At 72.0% G+C, this 21067-nt stretch carries 22 protein-coding genes; 14 read left to right on the forward strand and 8 right to left on the reverse strand.

Annotated features, from left to right (window positions below; genetic code table 11):
* The first annotated feature begins 795 nt into the window (after nucleotides 1-795).
* On the forward strand, nucleotides 796-2010 hold the full coding sequence (locus tag ABD830_RS51405; protein WP_345002938.1) for a cytochrome P450: 1215 nt from the start codon (nucleotides 796-798) through the stop codon (nucleotides 2008-2010).
* Between the two features lie 51 nt (nucleotides 2011-2061).
* Nucleotides 2062-3393, forward strand: coding sequence for a serine hydrolase domain-containing protein (locus ABD830_RS51410; protein WP_345002940.1), 1332 nt, complete (start codon nucleotides 2062-2064; stop codon nucleotides 3391-3393).
* Nucleotides 3394-3421: 28 nt separating this feature from the next.
* Here ABD830_RS51410 and ABD830_RS51415 read toward each other — a convergent pair whose 3' ends face one another.
* Nucleotides 3422-3805, reverse strand: coding sequence for a winged helix-turn-helix transcriptional regulator (locus ABD830_RS51415; RefSeq protein ID WP_345002941.1), 384 nt, complete (start codon nucleotides 3803-3805; stop codon nucleotides 3422-3424).
* A gap of 115 nt (nucleotides 3806-3920) precedes the next feature.
* Here ABD830_RS51415 and ABD830_RS51420 point away from each other — a divergent pair, with 115 nt between their 5' ends.
* Nucleotides 3921-4835 (forward strand): NADP-dependent oxidoreductase, encoded by a 915-nt coding sequence (locus tag ABD830_RS51420; RefSeq protein ID WP_345002942.1) that lies wholly within the window; start codon nucleotides 3921-3923, stop codon nucleotides 4833-4835.
* 104 nt (nucleotides 4836-4939) lie between these two features.
* On the opposite strand, the gene ABD830_RS51425 is transcribed toward ABD830_RS51420, so the two are convergent.
* Nucleotides 4940-5890, reverse strand: a complete 951-nt coding sequence (locus ABD830_RS51425; RefSeq protein WP_345002943.1) for a GlxA family transcriptional regulator — start codon at nucleotides 5888-5890, stop codon at nucleotides 4940-4942.
* 122 nt (nucleotides 5891-6012) lie between these two features.
* Between ABD830_RS51425 and ABD830_RS51430 the strand changes: the two genes are divergently transcribed.
* Nucleotides 6013-6429 carry a DUF6010 family protein gene (locus ABD830_RS51430; RefSeq protein ID WP_345002944.1) on the forward strand — a complete coding sequence of 139 codons (417 nt, stop codon included), beginning with the start codon at nucleotides 6013-6015 and terminating at the stop codon, nucleotides 6427-6429.
* A gap of 4 nt (nucleotides 6430-6433) precedes the next feature.
* Here ABD830_RS51430 and ABD830_RS51435 read toward each other — a convergent pair whose 3' ends face one another.
* Nucleotides 6434-6931 carry an FBP domain-containing protein gene (locus tag ABD830_RS51435; protein ID WP_345002945.1) on the reverse strand — a complete coding sequence of 166 codons (498 nt, stop codon included), beginning with the start codon at nucleotides 6929-6931 and terminating at the stop codon, nucleotides 6434-6436.
* 71 nt (nucleotides 6932-7002) lie between these two features.
* On the opposite strand from ABD830_RS51435, the gene ABD830_RS51440 reads away from it, so the two are divergent.
* On the forward strand, nucleotides 7003-7575 hold the full coding sequence (locus tag ABD830_RS51440) for a TetR/AcrR family transcriptional regulator (protein WP_345002946.1): 573 nt from the start codon (nucleotides 7003-7005) through the stop codon (nucleotides 7573-7575).
* 7 nt (nucleotides 7576-7582) lie between these two features.
* Here ABD830_RS51440 and ABD830_RS51445 read toward each other — a convergent pair whose 3' ends face one another.
* Nucleotides 7583-9082: an MFS transporter gene (locus ABD830_RS51445; RefSeq protein WP_345002947.1), complete on the reverse strand. Its 1500-nt coding sequence runs from the start codon at nucleotides 9080-9082 to the stop codon at nucleotides 7583-7585.
* A 24-nt stretch (nucleotides 9083-9106) separates the two neighbouring features.
* On the opposite strand from ABD830_RS51445, the gene ABD830_RS51450 reads away from it, so the two are divergent.
* On the forward strand, nucleotides 9107-9586 hold the full coding sequence (locus ABD830_RS51450; RefSeq protein ID WP_345002948.1) for an SRPBCC family protein: 480 nt from the start codon (nucleotides 9107-9109) through the stop codon (nucleotides 9584-9586).
* Nucleotides 9587-9593: 7 nt separating this feature from the next.
* Nucleotides 9594-10838, forward strand: a complete 1245-nt coding sequence (locus ABD830_RS51455) for a hypothetical protein (RefSeq protein ID WP_345002949.1) — start codon at nucleotides 9594-9596, stop codon at nucleotides 10836-10838.
* Between the two features lie 206 nt (nucleotides 10839-11044).
* Here ABD830_RS51455 and ABD830_RS51460 read toward each other — a convergent pair whose 3' ends face one another.
* The gene (locus ABD830_RS51460; protein ID WP_345002950.1) at nucleotides 11045-12031 is read right to left on the reverse strand and encodes a helix-turn-helix transcriptional regulator; all 987 of its coding nucleotides are present in this window, start codon (nucleotides 12029-12031) and stop codon (nucleotides 11045-11047) included.
* A gap of 62 nt (nucleotides 12032-12093) precedes the next feature.
* Here ABD830_RS51460 and ABD830_RS51465 point away from each other — a divergent pair, with 62 nt between their 5' ends.
* Together ABD830_RS51465 and ABD830_RS51470 are read left to right on the forward strand one after the other, a co-directional pair.
* On the forward strand, nucleotides 12094-13224 hold the full coding sequence (locus ABD830_RS51465) for an epoxide hydrolase family protein (RefSeq protein ID WP_345002952.1): 1131 nt from the start codon (nucleotides 12094-12096) through the stop codon (nucleotides 13222-13224).
* A gap of 62 nt (nucleotides 13225-13286) precedes the next feature.
* Nucleotides 13287-14384, forward strand: coding sequence for a winged helix DNA-binding domain-containing protein (locus ABD830_RS51470; protein WP_345002953.1), 1098 nt, complete (start codon nucleotides 13287-13289; stop codon nucleotides 14382-14384).
* A gap of 8 nt (nucleotides 14385-14392) precedes the next feature.
* Here the strand turns inward: ABD830_RS51470 and ABD830_RS51475 are convergent, their stop codons facing one another.
* The 3 genes from ABD830_RS51475 to ABD830_RS51485 all read right to left on the reverse strand — a co-directional run bounded on the left by ABD830_RS51475 (nucleotide 14393) and on the right by ABD830_RS51485 (nucleotide 16800).
* Nucleotides 14393-15280, reverse strand: coding sequence for an IS5 family transposase (locus ABD830_RS51475; protein WP_378521066.1), 888 nt, complete (start codon nucleotides 15278-15280; stop codon nucleotides 14393-14395).
* A gap of 120 nt (nucleotides 15281-15400) precedes the next feature.
* Nucleotides 15401-16207, reverse strand: a complete 807-nt coding sequence (locus ABD830_RS51480) for an MBL fold metallo-hydrolase (protein ID WP_345002954.1) — start codon at nucleotides 16205-16207, stop codon at nucleotides 15401-15403.
* Nucleotides 16201-16800, reverse strand: a complete 600-nt coding sequence (locus ABD830_RS51485) for a dihydrofolate reductase family protein (RefSeq protein WP_345002955.1) — start codon at nucleotides 16798-16800, stop codon at nucleotides 16201-16203. The genes ABD830_RS51480 and ABD830_RS51485 overlap by 7 nt, the downstream gene beginning before the upstream one ends.
* 69 nt (nucleotides 16801-16869) lie before the next feature.
* Here ABD830_RS51485 and ABD830_RS51490 point away from each other — a divergent pair, with 69 nt between their 5' ends.
* The 5 genes from ABD830_RS51490 (at nucleotide 16870) to ABD830_RS51510 (ending at nucleotide 21067) form a co-directional block, all read left to right on the forward strand.
* The gene (locus tag ABD830_RS51490; RefSeq protein ID WP_345002956.1) at nucleotides 16870-17397 is read left to right on the forward strand and encodes a winged helix-turn-helix transcriptional regulator; all 528 of its coding nucleotides are present in this window, start codon (nucleotides 16870-16872) and stop codon (nucleotides 17395-17397) included.
* A 143-nt stretch (nucleotides 17398-17540) separates the two neighbouring features.
* Entirely contained in the window at nucleotides 17541-18041 is a 501-nt protein-coding gene (locus ABD830_RS51495; protein ID WP_345002957.1) for an SRPBCC family protein, read from the forward strand.
* A 211-nt stretch (nucleotides 18042-18252) separates the two neighbouring features.
* Complete coding sequence (locus tag ABD830_RS51500; RefSeq protein WP_345002959.1) at nucleotides 18253-19266, forward strand: sensor histidine kinase; 1014 nt, start codon at nucleotides 18253-18255, stop codon at nucleotides 19264-19266.
* A complete protein-coding gene (locus ABD830_RS51505; protein ID WP_345002960.1) occupies nucleotides 19263-20465 on the forward strand; it encodes a sensor histidine kinase in 1203 nt (400 codons plus the stop codon). Before ABD830_RS51500 ends, ABD830_RS51505 begins: the two co-directional genes overlap by 4 nt.
* Nucleotides 20462-21067: a response regulator transcription factor gene (locus ABD830_RS51510; protein ID WP_345002961.1), complete on the forward strand. Its 606-nt coding sequence runs from the start codon at nucleotides 20462-20464 to the stop codon at nucleotides 21065-21067. The genes ABD830_RS51505 and ABD830_RS51510 overlap by 4 nt, the downstream gene beginning before the upstream one ends.

Consider the following 21067-nt stretch of genomic DNA (forward strand, 5'->3'; position numbering starts at 1 on the left):
GTACCCGAACGGACCGGCGTCATCCCGGTTCGCCAACGCGGCCTGACGCTCCAGCACCGGCCGGATCAGGGCCCGTCCCGGGTCGGTCGCCGCGAGATGCTCCGGGTGCTCCCCCTCCAGCAGCAAACAGTGCAGGTAGGCCGCCCGGGCGCCGGCCAGCACCGTGTCGATCAGCTTGCCGCCCACGTGGCGGTCCCATCGCAGCCGTCCGCCGTCTCGGCGGCCGACGGCGAGGTGGGCATCGCCCACCCGCCACAGCAGCCGCCGCCGCGGCCAGGCCACCGCCGCGACGGCGGCCGGAGCGCGAAGGTCGTCGTCGGGGACGGACCACGTGCGGCGCAGCCCGGCCAGCTCCGCCGTGATGGACGCGACCGCCTCCCCCACGGTGACGTCGGCCGGCAGGGCCGCGAGCGTACGAGCGACGCAGTCAGCGGCCAGTGCTCCGCCGCTCGCCCCGCCGAAGTCGCGGCCGGACTTGTCGGTGACGCCATCGATCACCGCCGCGCAATGGACACCGCGGCCGTCGTCCAGAACGACCAGACGATCCTCGCCGCGCCCCGCGGCCTTCGCCAGCACCGCCCGCTCGACCACACGCCAGTCCGGCATGCCACCTCCCGCCCTCCCCGGGGGCCGCCACCGTCGCGGCACCCCCGCCGACTCGATCGTGTCCGAACCCGGGCGCACGCGAAAGCCCGGCAAGCCCATGGGAGATGTGGCCACGAAGAGACATTGACCGCGTACGCGCTGGTTCGTAGGTTCAGGGGGCCTGTTGGACGGCATCGCCTGGAGGCGACCATGACAGCACAGTCCAGCACCACCTGCCCGTGGCCCGACTTTCCGCCCGGCCCGACCGGGACCGCCTCACCGGAGCTGGCCCGCAGGCTCGCCGAGGCTCCGATGGAGCTCACCACGATGCCGAGCGGAGACCGCGTACCCATGATCGTCAGGTACCGGGACGTCCGCGCCGTGCTCACCTCGCCGGCCGCCAGCCGCAACCTGCGCGACCCCGCACTGCCCCGGATGGTCAGCGGCACCGCCCTGGAGGACGACCCCGCCGCGCTGATCAACCAGGACCCGCCCGAGCACACCCGCTACCGCCGCATCATGCAGGGCGCCTTCACCCCCAGGCACATCGAGCGCTGGCGGCCTCGCGCGGCGGCGATCGCAGGCGAGCTGATCGACGCGGCCGGCGAGGAGTTCGACGTGGTCGCCGACTTCGCCCTGCCGCTGCCCGCGCGGGTGATCTGCGAGATGCTCGGCGTGCCGATGGACCGGTTCGAGCAGTTCCGCGGCTGGACGGAGATGTTCCTGTCCACGTCCGAGGCGAGCAGCGAGGCCAGGGGCGCGGGGTTCGCCGCGTTCATGGCGTACGCCGGTGAGCTGATCGCGCAGCACCGGGTCAGGCCGGGCGATGATCTCATCGACCTGCTCATCGAGGCGCGCGACGGCGGCGACCGGCTGAGCGAGGCCGAGCTGACGCACATGGTCTTCACGCTGATCATGGCCGGGCACGAGACCACCGCCTCGATGATCATCCGGGGTGCGTTCCGGCTGCTGTGCCACCCCGAGCAGTACGCGCAGCTGGCGGCGCGACCCGAGCTGGTGGAGGCGGCGGTCGAGGAGATCCTGCGCTACGAGGGTCCCGGAGGCAACGGCCTGCTGCGGCTGGTCACCGAGGACATCGAGCTGTCCGGCGGCGTGATCCCGGCGGGCTCCGTCGTGCTGCCCAACCCCTCGGGCGCCAACCACGACCCGGCGGCGTTCGCCGAGCCACAGCAGTTCGACATCCGCAGGTTCGCCGCCAGCACGGTCAACCCGCACCTGGCCTTCGGCCACGGCCCCCACTACTGCCTGGGGGCGAACCTGGCCAGGATGGAGCTGCAGGAGGCCTTCCGCGCCCTGGCGACGCGGCTGCCCGGCCTGCGGGCGCAGGAGGACCTGGCGACGCTGCGGTGGACCGACGACGGGCTCATCTACCGGCCCGTCCGGCTGCTGGTCAAGGGAGGGTGAGGGCACCACGGCGGGCGGCTCGTGCCCGTCCAACCGCTACTCTTGTCGCCCATGAGTCAGGTGGGAGATGCGACGGCGCGCGCCCTGCTGCGCAGGCTGGCCGTCGAACAGGCCGAATGCAGGGTGCCGTCGCTGACGGCGGCGATCGTGCGCGACGGGCGGCCGGCGTGGTTCGGCGGGCGCGGCCAGGTGGACGGCGCGCCGCCCACCCCTGCCACCCAGTACCGGATCGGGTCGATCACCAAGAGCATGGTCGCCGTCGTGGTCATGCGGCTGCGCGACGAGGGCGCGCTGCGGCTGTCCGACCCGCTGGAGGAGCATCTGCCGGGCACGCAGCTGGGCCACCTGACCATCGCCCAGCTGCTGTCGCACACCGCCGGCCTGACCGCCGAGCCGCCCACCGACTGGTGGGAGCGCACCCCCGGCATCCCCGCCGCCGACCTGATCGACCGCCTCGGCCCCGGCGAGCTCAAACACCGGCCGGGACGGCGCTTCCACTACTCCAACCTCGGCTTCGCGCTGCTCGGCGAGCTCGTCGCCCGCGCACGCGGCACCACCTGGCTCAAGGCGTTGCAGGCCGAGGTGCTCGACCCGCTCGGCATGAACGACACCACCGCCCGGCCGCGCGCCCCGCACGCCACCGGTTACGCCGTCCACCCGTACGCCGACGTCGTGCTGCCCGAGCCCGAGCACGACGCCGACGCGATGGGACCGGCCGGGCAGCTGTGGTCCACGCCGCAAGATCTGGCGCGGTGGGCGGCCTTCGTCGGCGGCGACACCGGTGAGGTGCTGGATCCCGACACCATCGCTGAGATGCGCGAGCCGGTCGGCGTGGACGACGGCGACGCCTGGACCGGCGGCTTCGGGCTCGGCCTGCAACTGGCCCGCGTCGCGGGGCGGCGTCTGGCCGGTCACAGCGGGTCGATGCCCGGGTTCCTGGCCACCGTGTGGGCCGACCCCGCCGATGGGGTGGGCGTGCTGTTCATGGCCAACACCACCACGGGGATGCGCGGCACGCTGCTGACCGACCTGCTGGACATCCTGCAGCAGTACGAGCCGCGCCTGCCCCAGGAGTGGCAGCCGGCCGAGGCCGATCCCGACCTGCTGGCGCTGACCGGGCTGTGGCACTGGGGGCCCAAACCGTACACGCTGCGGCTGCTGCCCGAGCGCGGGCTGGCGCTGGAGCCGGTCGGGGGCAGCGGGCGGGCCTCACGATTCGTGCCCCGGCCCGACGGGACCTGGCTGGGGCTGGACGGCTACTACGCCGGGGAGACGCTCCGGGTGGCCGCCGACCATCTGGACCTCAACACGTTCATCTTCACCCGCACCCCGTACGACCCGGCCGCGCCGGTGCCGGGCGGGGTGACCGGCTGGCACGCCTGACCGTATCCCGGACGGCGTGCCAGGCCGGTCATGGCGCGTCGTAGCGCAGGCGGGCGGCGGCCACGTACTCACGGTGCTGCTCGGCCCAGGTGATGAGCCCCGCGACCTGGGCCGAGAGCGTACGCCCGACCGGGGTCAGGGCGTAGTCCACCCGAGGCGGCGAGGTGGGCGTGACCGTGCGCTCCACCAGGCCGTCGCGCTCCAGGCTGCGCAGCGTGAGAGTGAGCATCCGCTGGGAGATGCCCTCGATGGCGCGCTGCAGTTCGGAGTAGCGCTTGGGACCGCCGCCGAGCAGGTCCATCACCAGCACGCTCCACTTGTCCCCGACGCGGTCGAGGATGTCGCGCAGCCGGCACCGCGGATGATCCCCGTTGGCCGGTTCACGCACATCGGTGTGCCTTGCGATGGTCAAAGTGCCTTCTTCCGCCATGGCGGCATTGTGGACCAAACTCGACGCGCGCACAACAAGTAACCAACGCACAGGAAGTGCTGTTGGGACGAGTATCGGAGTGATCATCATGCGTGCGATGGCTTTCACCGACTTCGGCGCTGCCCTGGAGGCCGCCGAACTGCCCGTGCCGGAGCCCGGCCCCGGCGAGGTGCTGGTCCGGGTGCTGGCCTCCTCGGTCAACGGCTTCGACCTCGGTGTGCTGGCCGGCAATCTCAAGGGCGTGTACGAGTACGAGTTCCCGGTCGTGCTCGGCAAGGACTTCGCCGGAACCGTGGCGGCCCTCGGCCCGGGAGTGACCGGCCTGACGCCGGGCGAGGACGTGTTCGGCGTGGTCATGCGCCCGACCCTCGGCCAGGGCGGCTTCGCCGAGTACGTGGTCGTGAGCGAGCAGTACGGCCTGGCCAGGATCCCCGAAGGGCTCGGCCACGCCCGCGCGGGAGCGCTCGGCCTGGCCGGGACCGCCGCGCTGAACGCCCTCGACGCCGTCGCCCCCGAACCGGGCGAGACCGTGCTGATCTCGGGCGCGACCGGCGGCGTCGGAGCCTTCGCCGTCCAGCTGGCCGCCGCGCGCGGCGCCCACGTGATCGCCACCGCCCGGCCCGGAGCCGAAGCCGCCTTCGTCACCGGCCTGGGCGCCACCTGGGCCGTGGACCACACCGATCTGCAGGCGCAGGTACGCGCGATCGCGCCCGGCGGCGTGGCCGCCGCGCTGCACCTGGCGGGCGACGGGCCGGCCGTGGCGGCCCTGCTGGCCGACGGCGGGCGCCTGGCCTCGAGCCGGCACTACCTGCCCGAAGAATCCGATCGGAAGATCACGGCCACGGCGGTCATGGCCGACCCGACCCCCGCCACCCTGGCCCACCTGGCCGCCGAGGCGGGCGAAGGACGCCTTCGGGTGCCGGTGGCCCGCTCCTACCCGCTGGCCGAGGCGTCCCGCGCGATCAGCGACTTCACCGCGGGAAGCGTCGGCAAGCTCGCCGTCACGATCTGACCGAGGCGCCCGACGAAGCCGGTTGCGGGCGGGCGAGGTGGGAGCGCGCCGGCGAGCCGGCCGGCCACCACCGCGGCCGCCGAGCTCGCCGACGTCGGGGAATCTCAGGAGCCGTTCGCCCGGAAGGACGATCGGTACGACTGCGGCGTGACGCCCACGACGCGTTTGAACCGCTCACGGAACGCGGTCGCCGAGCCGAAACCGGCCTGCGCGGCGATGCGCTCGACGCCGTGGTCGGTGGTCTCCAGCAGGAACTGCGCGCGCCGCACGCGGGCGCGCAGCAGCCACTGCAGCGGGGTGGTGCCGGTCTGCTCGCGGAAGCGGCGGCTGAAGGTCCGCTCGCTCATCCCGCTGCGCACGGCCATCTGCGCCAACGTCACCTCGTGGGCGAGGTTCTCCTCGAGCCACGACAGCACCGGCTCCAGCAGCGACCCCTGCGGGACAGGTGGCTGGGCGTGGAGGATGAACTGCGCCTGACCGCCCTCCCGTTCCAAGGGCGTCACCGACAGCCGGGCCGAGTCAGCGGCGACCGCCGAGCCGAGATCCCGCCGGATGATGTGCAGGCACAGGTCCAGGCCGGCGGCGGCCCCGGCCGAGGTCAGGATCTGGCCGTTGTCGACGTACAGGACATCCGGCTGCACATCCACCCGCGGATACAGCTGGGCCAGCCGGCCGGCCGCCACCCAGTGCGTGGTCGCGCTCAGCCCGTCCAGCAGCCCGGCCGCGGCAAGGGTGAACGCTCCCGCGCAGATCGAGGCGATCCGGGTGCCGGCGGCCGCGGCCGCGCGCAGGGCGTCGAGCACCTCCGGGCCGGGCGGGGCGGCCTGCTCGGAGCATCCCGGCACGACGATCGTGTCCGCCTCCCGCAGCGCCTCCAGCCCGTGCGGGGCGATGATCGTGAACGTGCCGCCGGCCACCTGCGGCGTCGCGGCGCAGACCAGGACCCGGTACGGGCGGCGCCCGTCGGCCAGCCGGGCACGCCCGAACACCTCGATCGGCGTCGCCAGGTCGGCCGCCACCACATGGTCCAGAGCCAGGACCGCCACCGTGTGCATGACGACACGGTAGGCGAGAACCCGTTGGAAATTGTCGATCCAGCCCATGGGGCGGCCATGGACGGCCGCTCTAGCCTGGGCCGACCGAGACCGACTCTCACCTGGAACGGATTGCCGCACCCATGTCCATCATCATGCCGATCGTCATCGGGCTGATCTGCGTCTGCCTCCTGTCCCTGATCCCCGAACCGCATCGACGCCTGGTCAACGCCGTGCTGGTCGGCGGTGCGGGCGCCGCCTACCTCAGCGGGGGCGGGCTCGGGTACGCGGAGTTCGTCCTGCCGGCCGTCATGACCTACGTCGCCTACCGAGGGCTCGACAGCTGGACCTGGATCGGCGTCGGCTGGCTGCTCCACACCGCCTGGGACGTCCTGCACCACCTCCAGGGCAGCCCCATCCTCCCGTTCGCCGACGATTCCTCCTTCGGCTGCGCCATATGCGACCCGGTGGTAGCGCTGTGGTGTTTCGCGGGCGGGCCGTCCGTCTTCGGCCGGGTACGTGCCCGCCTGTCCCACAAGCCGGCGACGCCGACCGGGTGACTGGTCACCCGGTCACTTTGTCCAGGAAAGTGAGCAGGTTGGCCCGGGTGCGGGCGACCTTCTCCGCCGGGGTGAGGGACTCATCGGTGATTCCGTCGCCCGCGGCCTGCCTCTTCCCGCGTACGTACAGGGAACAGCCCAGGTCGGTGCAGAGGTACTGCCCGACCGAGTTGCCCTGGCGGCCGGCCTCCCCCGTGCGGCGCGCGGTCATCAGCGTCACGCCGCCGCTGGTGTGCGTGGTCAGGCAGAGCGAGCACATGCTGCGCGAGGTGAAACCGCGCGACCCGCCGGAGTTCGCCCGGAGCGCGACCCCGACGAGGCCGCCGTCGCGTTCGGCCACCAGGTAGGCGCGTTCGGGCGCGCCGGGATCTCGCCATCCGAGGAAGTCGAGGTCCTCCCAGGAGCTGTCCGCAAAGTCCTTGGGCAGGTTGAGGCGCTTGACCTCCCCTTTGGAGCAGTTGACGAATGACGTACGGATGTCGCGTTCGGTGAGTGGTTGCATGGGCGTGGAGGCTAGCCGTCCTTAAGGGTAGTATGCAAATACTTAAAAGCTGTAAGTTTGGGAAGGGGCACATGGCACGCGCCGGAGTGACAGCGGAGCGCCTGACCCGGGCGGCGGCGGACCTGGCCGACGAGATCGGCTTCCAGAACGTGACCGTCTCGGCGCTCGCACGCGGATTCGACGTCAAACCCGCCGCCCTGTACGCCCACGTCAAGGACCTGCAGGACCTGCGGGTCAGGGTGGCCGAGCTGGCCCTGACCGAGCTCGCCGACCGGGCCGCCGCCGCGCTGGCCGGCCGATCGGGCAAGGACGCGCTGGTGGCCTTCGCCCACGTCTACCGCGACTACGCCAAGCAGCACCCCGGCAGGTACTACGCCGCGGCGCAGATCGAGCTCGACCCGGAGACGGCGGCCACCAGCTCGGCACACCGGAACGCGGAGATGACGCGGGCGATCCTGCGCGGCTACGAGCTGTCGGACCCCGATCAGACGGACGCGGTGCGACTGCTGGGCAGCATCTTCCACGGATATGTGTCCCTGGAGACGGCAGGCCGGTTCGACCGCCACCCGCGCGACGTGGACGCGTCGTGGTCCAGAGCCCTGGACGCGCTCGACGTGCTGCTCCGGCACTGGCCACCGGCCTGACGCCCCGTCATCGACTGAGAACGTCCCCCGACGGCGCACCGCGGCCGGCCCCGCTGTCCACCCCCTCGAACAGCGCCGCCGCCCGCGCGGCGGTGCCGGCGGCCCAGCGCCCGGTGCTGAGCAGCCCCAGCGCCAGGATGGCGAGGCCGAGCCCGAGCTCCAGCCACCACACGGTACGCGCCGCGCCGGTGAACGCCGTCCCGCCGCGGGCCAGGGCCGGCCCCACGATCGTCCCGGAGATCGCGATGCCCAGGGTCATCCCGCTCTGCCGGCCGACGGAGGCCACCGAGGCGGCCACCCCGGCCATCGAGGCGGGCATCCCGGAGACCGCCGTGTTGGTGATCGGCGGGTTCACGGTGCCCAGGCAGAGGCCGAACAGCAGGTACGTCGCGAGCACCGCCGGCAGTGGGGTGGCCGGTCCCAGCCAGAGCGACGCGCCGCCGCCCAGAGCGAGCGCGGCCCCCGCCACCACCAGCGGCAGCCGGGGCCCGCGCCCGCCGACCAACCGGCCGGTCACCGGGGAGAGCACCACGATCAGCAGCCCGGCCGGGAGCAGGCACAGCCCGGCCGCCAGCGCCGACATGCCGCGCACGTCCTGCAGGTACAGGGTCGTCACGAACAGGAACGCCCCGAACCCGCACAAGGCGAACAGCGCCATCAGGATCGCCGAACCGAACGGCACACTGCGGAACAGGCGCAGCTCCAGCAGCGGGTCCACCCGGCGCGGTTCGTAGGCCAGGATGCCCAGCACGCCCAGCACGGTCACGGCGAGCAGGCCGAGGATGACCGGCGAGGTCCAGCCCAACCGGCCGGACTCGATGATCGCGTAGACGAGGCTGCCCAGCACCAGCACCACCAGCGTCTGGCCCACCGGGTCGAACCGGCGCGCCCGGGCAGCACGCGACTCCGGCACGAACAGCGCGGCGCACACGATCGCGGCGGCCACGATCGGCACGTTGATCCAGAAAATGGACCGCCAGCCCAGCCCGTCCACCAGAGCGCCGCCGAGGATCGGCCCCAGCCCCAGAGACAGGCCGGTCATCGCGCCGAACACGCCGATGGCCCTGGCCCGCTCCGCCCGCTCCGGGAACACCGTCACGATGATCGCCATCGCCACCGGGTTGCACATCGTGCCGCCGACGGCCTGCAGCGCACGCGCCGCGACCAGCCACCCGATGCTCGGCGCCAGGCTGCACAGCAGCGAGCCGAGCCCGAACGTGGCCAGGCCGACCTGGAAGATCCGTCGGCGGCCGACCCGATCGGCGGTGGACCCGGCCAGCACCAGGAAACCGGCCAGCACCAGGGTGTACGCGTCGACCGTCCACTGCAGGCCGGACACCGAGGCGTGCAGGTCCCGGCGCATCTCCGGCAGCGCCACGTTGACGATGGAGACGTCCATCACCACGACGACGATGCTGGCGCAGCAGATCGCCAGCACCAGGAGCCGGCGGCGCCGGCTGAGCTCGGCCACGCCGCTCACAACCTTCACCCGCGTTGAAGCAGTCATAAGGACGACGCTAGAAATTAGAGCATGCTCGAAGTCAAGCAGCGGCGAGGGCCCTCCTGGACGTACGTGGCCGCAGCGGTCCACGTCCCGGCACCACCGGAGCAGGTGTTCGCCCTGATCACCGACTGGGACCGGCACCGGGAGTGGATGTTCATGACCGACGCCCGCCAGGTGGGCGAGCACGCCGTCGAGGCCTACACCGGGCTGCGGCCGTTCGGGTTCCTCGACACGATGACGATCACCCGCTGGGAGCCGCCGTCCCTGGTGCGGGTCACCCACACCGGCCGCGTCGTGCGCGGCGAAGGCGTCATCCGGGTACGGGCCCAGGACGGCGGCAGCCGCGTCATCTGGGCCGAACGGCTGCGGTTGCCGTTCGGGCCGCTGGGCCGGACCCTGTGGCCACTCGCCCGCCCCGTCTTCACCGCCATCCTCCGCCACTGCCTGAACAAACTCGCCACCCTGCTCCCCCGCGCCCAGGGAACCTTCGAGGGGCGGCCGGTGTAGCCATGACATGGCTCCCTACACCAGACGCCGAGCGCTCATCCTGTGCGGCGCCGCCGCCGTCCTGTCGGCCTGCGCCCCGGACGAGCGCCCCCACCCTCCACCCGCCAAGCCCCCGCCATCCGGGCGGCTGTACGCCGACACCGCCGCCGGGCTCACCGTCGCCGACCTGGCCCGCGGCACGGTCCGCGCCACCTACCCCGGCGCGGTCGCCGACCACCGCTGGGCCAGGCTCTACCAGCTGCACGACGGCCACCTGCGCACCTACCGGGCCGCCGACGGCACCCTCGTCGACGACCTGCCGATCGCGCGAACGTCCTCCCGGCAGGTCAAGGCCGTCACCACCGGCGTCGCCGCGATCGGGCCGCCGCCCGGCCCGCGCACCCGTACCACGATCATCCTGGCCACCGGCGGACGGCAGCGCACCCTCGAGCTCGACGGCAACATCGAGCCGGAGGCGTTCTCCGCCGACGGCAGCATGATGTACGTCCTGGACCGCCTGCCCCCACGGGCGCCCGACCGCTACCGGGTACGCGTGTACGACGTGGCCCGCGGCACGATGGGCGCCCTGGTGACGCGCGACAAACGCCAGATCCCGCCCGGGCAGGAGGAGGAGATGCACGGCCAGGGCCGCCAGGCGGTCCTCGACCCCGGCCAGAACATCCTCTACACCCTCTACACCCACCAGGACGCCCACCTGCACACCCGGGACCTGGCCGCGGGCAAGGACCTCAGCCCGGGGGTGCACGCCTTCGTCCACGTCCTCCACCTCGACCAGGGCTGGGCGTACTGCCTGGACCTGCCGGCCCCGTTCGGGCTCGGCCCGCCCGAGGCGCACACGCTGGCAGTGGACGACGCACGGCTGTACGTGTTCGACGCCTCCACCGGACGCGTGATCCTGGCCTCCACCAGAGACCTGACGATCACCCGGACAGCGCGGCTGGGCAGGCTCACGAGCCCCACCCCGGTCGCCGATGACGGGGGGACGGGTGAGGCGTTCGCGGTGGCGGGCGGCGGGCGGCTGTACCTGGCGGCGGGCCGGCGGCTGCTGGCCTCCGACGGCGCCACCCTCGCGGCCCAGGCTGCCTGGGACCTGCCCGGGCAGGCCCGCGGGCTGGCGTACCTGGAAGACGAACTGCTGGCCGGGGCAGGTGAGCAGGTGCTGCGTCTGGAGCCGCGCACGGGCGCCCGCCTGGGCGCCATGACGCTCCCGGGCCTGCGCGCCCTTCGCCACGCCGAACGCACCGCCGGATGACCTCACGCCCTCGGGGCCGGCGCACCGCCGGATGACCTCCCGTCTGCAGGGCCGGCACGGCGACGGGGGCCGAGCCGGCCCGCCCCCTTGGCCGTCCTCGCCTACCGCCGCCGCACCTGACCCGCCGCCTGGGCGAGGTCACCCTCTGACCGGGCACAGAACGCCGACCGGAACGACTCGCCCCGCACACCATGGCGACGGGGCGCTCACCCGGTTGGATCATCGGGTGCGGACGAGGGGGTCGCGCGGATGTATCGGTGGGCGAGCCGGCGCAGGTGCGTGAGGAGTTCCGGCGGCCCGGTGAGGTCGAAGTCCGCGTCGAGCAGGCCCAAGTGGACGCCAAGGGTCTCGATCGTGTCGGCGCCGGTGTGCAGGACGCAGGTACGGTCGTCGAGGCGTTCGACCGTACCGGCCGCCGGGCCGATCCGATCGGCGATGACCTCCGCCGGCGCATGCACGGTGACCTGCGCCCGGTAGCGCCAGGCGGCGGCGGACACCCGGCCCGACACGTACGCGGCGACGTCGTCGTCGGGCAGGTCCCGTGAGGTGAAGCGGGGGCCGGTCGGGGTGCGGGGCCGGATCCGGTCGACACGGAAGGTGCGCCAGTCGTCCCGCTCGACGTCCCAGGCCAGCAGGTACCAGCGGCGGCCCCAGATGACGAGCCGGTACGGCTCGACAGTGCGCACGGTGGCCGCGCCGGCGTGGTCGTGGTAGTCGAAGCGGAGCCGTTCCCGATCGCGGCAGACCGCGCTCAGCGTGGTCAGGACCGACGCATCGACGCTGGGCCCGGCGTCGCCGCGGGGCACCGGCACCGTGTAGGCCTGCAGGGCGCCGACCCGGCGCCGCAGCCGCGACGGCAGCACCTGCTCCAGCTTCGCCAGCGCGCGCAGGGACGCCTCCTCGATCCCCGCGATGGCGCCACCGGTCGCGGTCCGCAGGCCGACGGTGACGGCGACCGCCTCCTCATCGTCGAGCAGCAACGGCGGCAGCACGGCACCGGCGCCGAGCCGGTAGCCGCCGGCGGAACCCCGGGTGGCGAGCACCGGGTAGCCGAGGGTGCGCAGGCGCTCCACGTCGGCGCGCACGGTCCGCCCGCTCACCCCGAGGCGTTCGGCGAGTTCGGAGCCGGTCCACTCGCGCGGGGTCTGCAAGAGGGAGAGCAGCCGCAGGAGGCGGGCCGAGGTGTCCAACATTCCTCAAGCATGCCGGACCATTAGGAGCGATATCGTCCTAATGGTCCGACAGCATCGATGCCATGACCGAGATCGACACGGCCGAGATCCGTGATTTCCGTATCGAGATCCCGCAGGCCGACCTGGACGACCTGGCCGAGCGGCTGGCCCGGGTCCGCTGGACCCACGAGCTGCCCGGCGCCGGCGGCGACTACGGCGTGCCGCTGCCGTACGTGCAGAGCCTGGTGCAGCGGTGGCGCGACGGCTACGACTGGCGCGCGTGGGAGGCGAAGCTCAACTCCTGCCCGCAGTTCACCACGACCATCGACGGGCAGAACGTGCACTTCCTGCACGTCCGCTCGCCCGAGCCGGACGCCACGCCGCTGCTGCTCACGCACGGCTGGCCGACCACCGTCGTGGAGTACCTCGATGTCATCGGCCCGCTGAGCGATCCGCGAGCCCACGGCGGCGACCCGGCCGACGCCTTCCACCTGGTGATCCCGTCCATCCCCGGTTTCGGCTTCTCCGGGCCAACCGCCGAGCGGGGCTGGGACCGGTACCGGATCGCCAGAGCGTGGGCCGAGCTGATGCGCCGGCTCGGCTATGCGCGCTACGGCGCGCACGGCAACGACTGCGGCTCACACATCTCGCCCGAGGTCGGTCGCTGCGATCCCGAGCACGTGATCGGCGTGCACGTCACCCAGGTCTTCTCCTTCCCCTCCGGCGACCCGGCCGAGCTGGCCGGGCTGTCGGAGGAGGACCAGAAGAAGGTCCAGTTCCTGCAGTGGTGGACGGACAACAGCGGCGCCTACGACAAGCTGCAGTCCACCGCGCCACAGACTCTGGCCCACGCGCTGGCCGACTCGCCGGTGGGGCAGCTGGGCTGGAACGCGCAGCTGCTCGGCCCGAACCTCGACGCGGACTACGTGCTGACCAACACCATGATCTACTGGCTCACCAACACCGCCGCGTCGGCCGCACGCCTGTACTACGAGGACTTCCACGCGGAGGACAAGCCGGCAGAACCCACCACCGTGCCGCTCGGGCTGGCCAACTTCGCCTGGGACTTCCCGTCGATCCGCCCGCTCGCCGAACGCGACCACAAGAACATCGTGTCCTGGAACGTCTACGGCACCGGCAGCCACTTCGCCGCACACGACGTGCCCGACCTGCTGATCGACGACCTCCGCGGTTTCTTCCGCCGGCTGCGCTGAACCGTGCTGAGCGGGGGTGCGCGCCGCGCGCACCCTCGGTTCGAACTTCCGGGAGTACCTCCATGCAGACCCTGACCCGCCGCGCCCTCAACCGCGCCACCCTCGATCGGCAACTGCTCCTGCGCCGCGCCGACCTCACCCCGCTGCAGGCCGTCGAGCACCTGGTGGGCCTGCAGGCGCAGACCCCGCACACCTGGTACGTGGGACTGTGGAGCCGGCTCGCCGCGTGCCGGCCCGAGGAGGTCGCGGCGCTGCTCACCCAGCGCCAGGCCGTGCGGATCGCCCTCATGCGCTCGACGATCCACCTCGTCAGCACGGCCGACGCGCTCGCGCTGCGCCCGCTCGTGCAGCCGGTGCTGGACCGCGACCTGTTCGCCAACCACACGCACGGCCGGGCGATGCGCGACCTGGACACCGGCCAGGTGGTGGCCGCGGGTCGCGAACTGCTCGACGAGCAGCCCCGCACACCGGGCGAGGTCGGCCGGCTGCTGGCCCAGCGGTGGCCGGACCGCAACCCGGCGAGCCTCGCCTACGCGGTGCGCAACCTCCTGCCGGTCGTGCAGACCCCGCCCCGCGGGGTGTGGGGCGCCGGCGGCCGGACCGTCCACGCGCCTCTGGAGTCGTGGGTGGGCGCGCCGCTGCGCACCGACCACACGATCGACCGGACGGTCCTGCGTTACCTGGCCGCGTTCGGCCCGGCGACCGTACGCGACGTGCAGACCTGGTGCGGCCTGACCCGGCTGGCGGAGGTGCTCGACCGGCTCCGGCCCCGCCTGGTCACCTTCCGCGACGAGAACGGCGCGGAACTGTTCGACCTGCCCGACGCGCCCCGGCCCGATCCGCAGGTCAGTGCGCCCGCTCGGTTCCTGTACGACTTCGACAACCTGCTGCTGTCACACCACGACCGCTCCAGGGTGATCACCGACGGCCTCCGCCGGCAGAACTTCAAACCGCACGGGCCCGTCCCTCGCCTGGTGCTCCTCGACGGCTTCACCGCAGCGACCTGGACGTTCGCCACCGCACACGGCACGTCGACACTGACTGTGCACCCGTTCGCACCGCTGTCCGCCGCCGACCGCGACGCGTTGACCGTCGAGGGCGGCGGCCTGCTGGACCTCCTCGCCCCCGGCACCTCGCACGAGATCCGCTTCACCGCCTAGGTCGTGTTTCATAAGGCATTGAGCCACTGGTTGATCGCAGCGATGATGACGACGGCTTCGTAGCGTACGGCGAGCTTGTCGTAACGGGTCGCCATGCCGCGGTTGCCTTTGAGCAGGTTGATGCCGCACTCCACAGCGTGACGCAGCCGGTAGAACGCGGGGTCGAAGGCGGGCGGGCGACCTCCCTTCGATCCCTTGGCTCGCCGGTGAGCGTCCTGGTCGGCCTTGCTCGGAATGCACGCCTTGATCCCACGCCGGCGCAGATGAGTCCGGTTGGCCTTGCTGGTGTAGGCCTTGTCGGCCAGGACCCGGTCCGGGCGGGTCCTGGGACGGCCACCGCCGAGGCGGGCCACCCGGATCTTGCCGAGCACCGGTATGAACTGCGGGCTGTCGCCCCGCTGCCCGGCGGTCACCACCGCAGCCAGCAGCTTGCGGCCCTGCTCGCAAGCCAGATGGGTCTTGGTGGTCAGCCCGCCGCGCGAGCGCCCCAGGCCATGATCGGCCGGCTCGCTGTGCACCCCGCCGGGTGGTTCCTTTTGCAGGTGACCGTCCCGGCGTGCTCCGGCCGCGTGCTGGTGAGCCCGGGTGATGGTGGAGTCCACGCTCACCGTCCAATCGATCTTCCCGGCGGCGTCCGCACACGCCTGCAAGGCCGCCAGGATCCGCGCCCAGATCCCCTCCCGCTGCCAGCGCCGGAACAAGCCATACACGGTGAACCAGTGGCCGTAGCAGGCAGGAACGTCCCGCCACGGCGCCCCGGTCCGGATCCGCCACCGGATCCCGTCGATCAACTGACGCTTGCTCCACTTCGGCGGACGCCCCTTGCCCGATGCGGCAGGCAGATGCGGCTCCAGCGCCGCCCACTGCGCATCAGTGAGGTCGTGCCGCCTCGTCACCACTACGCTGGTCACGAGGTCTCCGGTATTTCGTTCTTCTTGGTCGTTGAACCACCTACCGGAGACCTCTTCGTTCAACGATCACCGACACGCATGACACGTGATCTTTCGAAACACGGCCTAGGTGAGGCGCTGGAGTTGCCCTTCGTGCACGCCGGCCACCCACTCCCAGCCGTCCTTGGCCGATGGGCCGATCCGCGGGTCGCTGAGAGCACGGCCGTCACGCAAGGAGTGCACGTACCCCCGATCCTGGTCGATCCGGGCAGGTAGCTCGTCAGCTCCGCCGACGGACCCGTGGCCCGGCACGAAGACATCGACGGCACCCGCCACGCCCTCGAGCAGCCGCAGCGCGGCGAGGTAGTCCTCGATCGGGTCAACGGTGCCGTTCAGGTCGAGCATGGGAATCAGGACATCAGAGAGCATGTCGCCGGCGACGAGAACCCCGCGTTCCTCGATCAACAGCGCCGCATGGCCCGGAGCATGCGCTTGATGCTCGATGATCCGGACCCCGGGGCCGTCCCAAGGGATCCGCGTCGTCTCGGCGGGCAGGCCGGTGATGAGGCCGAGCAGGTCCAGCGGTACCTGCCCGGCGATTTCCGTCTCGAGCAGGTGGTCGGCGACGCGGGCCTTCGCACCTGCGTCCGACAGCTGTTCTCGGACAGTGGCCGCGCAGCGCGCCGTGCCGTAACGGGGCGCCTCGCCGAGCCGGGCGTGCCAGAGCAGGTGATCCCAATCCGGATGCGTAGAAAACCCTGCCACAACGGGCTGCCCCAACTCGCGAAGGTCGTCCGCAAGGCAGTCGATCTCGGCGCCGGTCACCCCCGGGTCGATGAGCAACACACCGGCCCAGCCCCGCACCACAATGGCGTTGCTCTGCACGAACTCGCTCTCGTGGACCAGCACACCCTCCGCGACCTGCCTCAGCATGAGCTCGCCTCCTTCACATCCCGGATGGCGTAGCGATGCATCGTGACGCCCTGCTCGAACGATCGCTGTTCCAGCAGGTCCAGCTCGATCGGCACGTCGTAGTCGTCGAACAGCGGCCTGCCGAAGCCGAGGATCGCCGGGTGGGTGAAGAGCAGCAGCTCGTCGAGCAGCCCCGCCCGGAGCAGCTGCGTCGCGAGCGCCGCGCCGCCCACGCTGATGCTGCCGTCGGTCCCGGCCCGCAGGGCGGCGAGTTGCTCGATCGCGTCGTCCCCGCCGATGATCCGGGTGTTGTGATCGGCGCTGCGGCGGGTGCGGGAGACAAGCACCTTGGGCTTGGCGGTCCAGATCGCGCCGTACTCACGCATGTAGTCCGGCAGCGATGCGTCCTCGTGCGCCCGTGGCCAGTACTCCTCCATGGTCTCGTAGTAGATCCGGCCCTGGACCATGAGCGCGAGCGCCCGCGTCTGCGCATTGGCCTCGCGGTGCAGTTCCTCGTCGATGCGCAGCCACTCGCCGGCGCCGTTGTCCCCGGGAACTTGCTCGATCCGCAGGTCGAGGGAGACCTGCATCGAATAGACGAAGCGACCCATCATCCCCGTCCAAAAAGTGATTGTATTTTGCAACTACTATAGGTGGGGCGAAATACCTGTCAAGGAGGAATCGTGGAACCACGGTCCGGGTGTCCGATCAACGCCGCCGTCGAGGTGCTCGGAGATCGCTGGTCGTTGCTCGTGCTTCGCGACGTCATCTTCGGCGACCGCCGCTACTTTCGGGCGCTGCTCACCGGGTCGATCGAGGGCATCGCTTCGAACATCCTCGCCGACCGCCTCGTGCGGCTCGTCGAGGCGGGGATCCTCACCCGCGGCACCGCCGCGCGGGGGCAGCGCGCTCGCTACAGCCTCACCGAAGCCGGTATCCAGACTCTTCCGATCATCTACGCCCTCGGCAACTGGGGCCTCGACTGGCGACCGGGCAGCGACGAGCTCCGGAGCCGGCAGCAGCTCATGCGCGATGAGGGTCCGGCGTTCATGGAGGAGCTCATGGACGAGCTTCGCGTCCGCCACCTCGGCGCCCCGCCGAAGCCGCACGACGGTCCAGGCCCGTTCGAGCGCCTCGACGCCGCCTACGCCGCGGCCGCCGAGCAAGAAGACGTCGCCGCCAGAGGCACAGACTCGTGGCACGACGCCTGAGGAGGCCCTTCCCCTCGGCCCGGGCCTCAGACCGGAGATCCCGTGTCGAAAGTCATCGCCCGTCTCGTGACATTTGCTTCTGTTTCGCTCCAGGTCCTCAGGTGGAGGATCGCCTCACGTAACCCACCTCAACGGGAGCATTCATGACCATCTCACCTGAGACCAAGACCGTCCGGATCGAGCGCACCTATGCGACCACGCCCGAGCACGTGTGGCGCCTGTGGACCACCGGCGAGGGCATCGAGTCCTGGTGGTCGCCCGACGGCTTCACGGTGGTCGTCGGGAAGCTGGACCTGCGGCCCGGCGGCGAGCTGAGCTACACGATGACCGCGACCGCGCCCGAGCAGATCGCGTTCATGGAGGGCGCCGGGCTGCCGTTGAGCACCGAGTCGCGCAAGACCTTCGTCGACGTGGAGAAGCCCGCGCGGCTCTCCTACACCTCGCTGGCCGACTTCATCCCGGGCGTGGAGCCGTACGACTTCCTCACCGTGGTCGAGATCCGGCCCGAAGGTGACGGCGTCCGCGTCACCATGACCATGGACGCGATGCATGACGAGGAGTGGACCCAGCGCCTGACGGCCGGCCGCGCCAACGAACTGGACAATCTCGGCCGGGTCATCGACGCAGGAGAAGGCCCCGCCTGATCTCGTCAAGCTCGTGGTACGCATTGTCTCGTCCTTGAACGGCCACGACGCCGCCACTCTCGGCCCCCGCCTCCGCCGACGGACGATCGGAGCTGATCCGGGGCGTCGGCATGCTCGCGTGTCCGAGACCCCTGTTCTCGCAGGGCCGGCCGCCGGATCCGGTGACTGGCTGCGACCTCTACTCTGGTCAGCCAGGATGCGAGGACGGGCGGTGAGAGGGTTGGCGGACCTGTGGCGATCCGACCGCGCCGTCCGGCTGGCGCCAGTCGGCGCGGTCACCTGCAGCGCCCTGCTGCCGCTGGTGCAAGTCGGGCTGGCGTTCAGCTATGTGGGAAACGGCGTCGGCACCGGGCTGTGGAGCATCGCGGCGACCGCGGCCTACCTTCCGCTGCACCTGCGCCACATCTGGTACGCGGCGCGGGCGCGCCGGACGCCGCTCGGCGGTTGGCCGCTGGCGGTGATGGCCGTGGTCATCCTCGGGGCCACCCCACTGGCCGGGAACATGTGGCCGCGGGCGTACACGGCCCTGGTGGTGTCGTCCCTGCTGATCCTGCCCGCGCCGTGGTCATACCTGGGATGCGTGGCGCTGGTGGCCGCGGCGGCGCCGGTGGCCCACGCGCTCGGGCTGTCGTGGGCGGCCGCGCCGTGGCTGACGTTCTCGGTGCTGTGCGGCAGCGTGGCGCTGCTGATGCTGGTATGGCTGGCCGCGGCGTTGACCCGGTTGCAGACGGCCAGGGAGGCGCTGGCTCAGCGGGCCGTCATGCAGGAGCGGCGCAGGATCGACGACGACCTGCGCCACAGCCTCGGCAGCGCGCTGGAGTCGATCGCGGCGCGTGGCGACCGGGCGGCGACCAAGGCCGCAGGGGGCGAGCCGGCGGACGCGGCGCAGGAGCTCACCTGGCTCGCCGACGCTTCCCGGCGTACGCTGGCCGAGGCCAGGCGGCGGGTACGCGGCTACCGGCAGCCGTCGCTGCGCACCGAACTGGAGACCGCCGCCGCCCTGCTGACCGCGGCGGGCATCGTCACCCGCCTGGACCTGCCTCGCGCCGGCATCCCGGACACCATCGCCCCGCAGCAGCGAGGTGCGCTGCGCGCGACGGTCACCCGCCTGCTGCGTGAGGGGCACACCCGCGCCTGCACGATCACGGCGACCGACCTGGACGGCCGGGTACTGCTGGAGGTGCGCGCCGACGGCACCGTCGAGACGATCGAGGTGCCGGCATGACCCTCTCGATTCCGCCGCGATGGGTGCTGCGGCACCCGCACTGGCCCCTGATCGCCCTGCACGTGCCGCTGGCGGTACAGGTGCCGGTGTACACCAGCCTCGGCACGGACGGTTCGCCACCTTCCGACCCGCTGCCCGCGATCCTGGCCGCCGCCGCGATCCTCGGGCTTCAGCTACGGCACAGCCTGGCCGCCGCCCGGGGTGAGCGACCCGCGGGATGGCGCTGGAGCTTCGCGGCGCTCCTGCTGCTCACCTACGCGCCGCTCTGGGTGCTGAACGTGAACTGGATCGCCATCTGCATTCTCCTTCTGGCCTCGACGGTGATGTTGCTGCGCGGCCGGACGATGTGGGCGCTGGCCGCCGCACAGCTGGCGGTCTACGTGGTCTTCCAGGTGATCGCGACCGTACGGACACCGGGCTTCAGCGTCTGGCAGGTCGTCATCCTGGCTCTGTACGCCGTGGTCGTGCCCAGTCTGTTCGCCGCGGCCCTGGTCGGCGGCGCCCGGCTGGTCCGGCTGCTGAACGAGCTGGAGGCCGCCCGTACCGAACTGGCCGCCACGGCCGTCGGCGAGGAGCGGATCCGGGTCTCGCGTGACCTGCACGACCTGCTCGGCCAGAGCCTGTCGGCGATCTCCCTCAAGGGCGATCTGGCCCTGCGGCTGCTCACCAGGGACGCCACCGCCGCCCGCGCCGAGATCGAGAGCCTGACCGGCGTGGCCCGCGACGCGTTGCACGACGTACGGGCGATCACCCGCGACCAGCACACCGTGTCGCTGCGTACGGAGATCGACGGGGCCGCGGCGCTGCTCGGCGCCGCAGGGGTGGACACCCGGCTCGACGTGGCCGACCTGCCGCCGCTGCCCGCGTCCGCGCAGAGCGCCCTGGCCTGGGCCATCAGAGAGGGCACCACGAACCTGCTGCGCCACAGCGACGCCGGGTCCTGCACCATCACGCTTTCCCGGCAGCGCGGGAGAATACGGCTGGACATCGTCAACGACGGCGTCCGCAGCGTCGCCGGCCATGCCCTGAGCGACGGACCGCGCGACGGCCTGAGCGACGGACCGCGCAACGGCAAGCAGCATGGCTCCGGGCTCGCGGGGGTGGCCGAGCGGGCCAAGGCCGCGTCCGGCTCGTCCGACGCCGGTGTTCACGACGGCCGGTTCCGGCTGTCGGTCGAGGTCCCCGAGGAGGTCGCGTGATCCGCGTGCTGATCGCCGAGGACATGCACATGATCAGGTCCGCGCTGGTCGCGTTGCTGTCGCTGGAGGACGACATGGAGGTGGTCGCGGAGATCGAGCGCGGGGACGAGGTGCTGGACGCCGCGCTGCGGGTGCGCCCCGACGTCGCCGTACTGGACATCGACATGCCGGGGCTGGACGGGCTGTCGGCGGCCGAGCAGCTGTCCGCGCGGCTTCCCGACTGCCGCACTCTGGTGCTCACGGGGCTCAGCCAGCCGGGCAACCTGCTGCGTGCGCTGAAGGTGCACGTGAAGGGGTTCATCGTGAAGGACGCCCCGGCGCAGACCCTCACGGACGGGATCCGGCGGATCGCGAGAGGCGAGCGGGTGATCGACCCCGAGCTCGTCGCGGCGGCGCTCGAGACGGGCAGCAGCCCGCTGACGGCCCGCGAGACCGAGGTGCTGCGCGCCGCGGCGAGCGGCATCCGCACCGCCCAGATCGCCACCCAGCTCTCGCTGTCGCAGGCCACGGTGCGCAACTACCTGTCGAACGCGATCAGCAAGGTAGGCGGGCGCAACCGCATCGATGCCATCCGCATATCCCGCGACGCCGGCTGGCTCTGA

Source organism: Nonomuraea helvata (assembly GCF_039535785.1).
In the GTDB taxonomy this organism is placed as follows: domain Bacteria; phylum Actinomycetota; class Actinomycetes; order Streptosporangiales; family Streptosporangiaceae; genus Nonomuraea; species Nonomuraea helvata.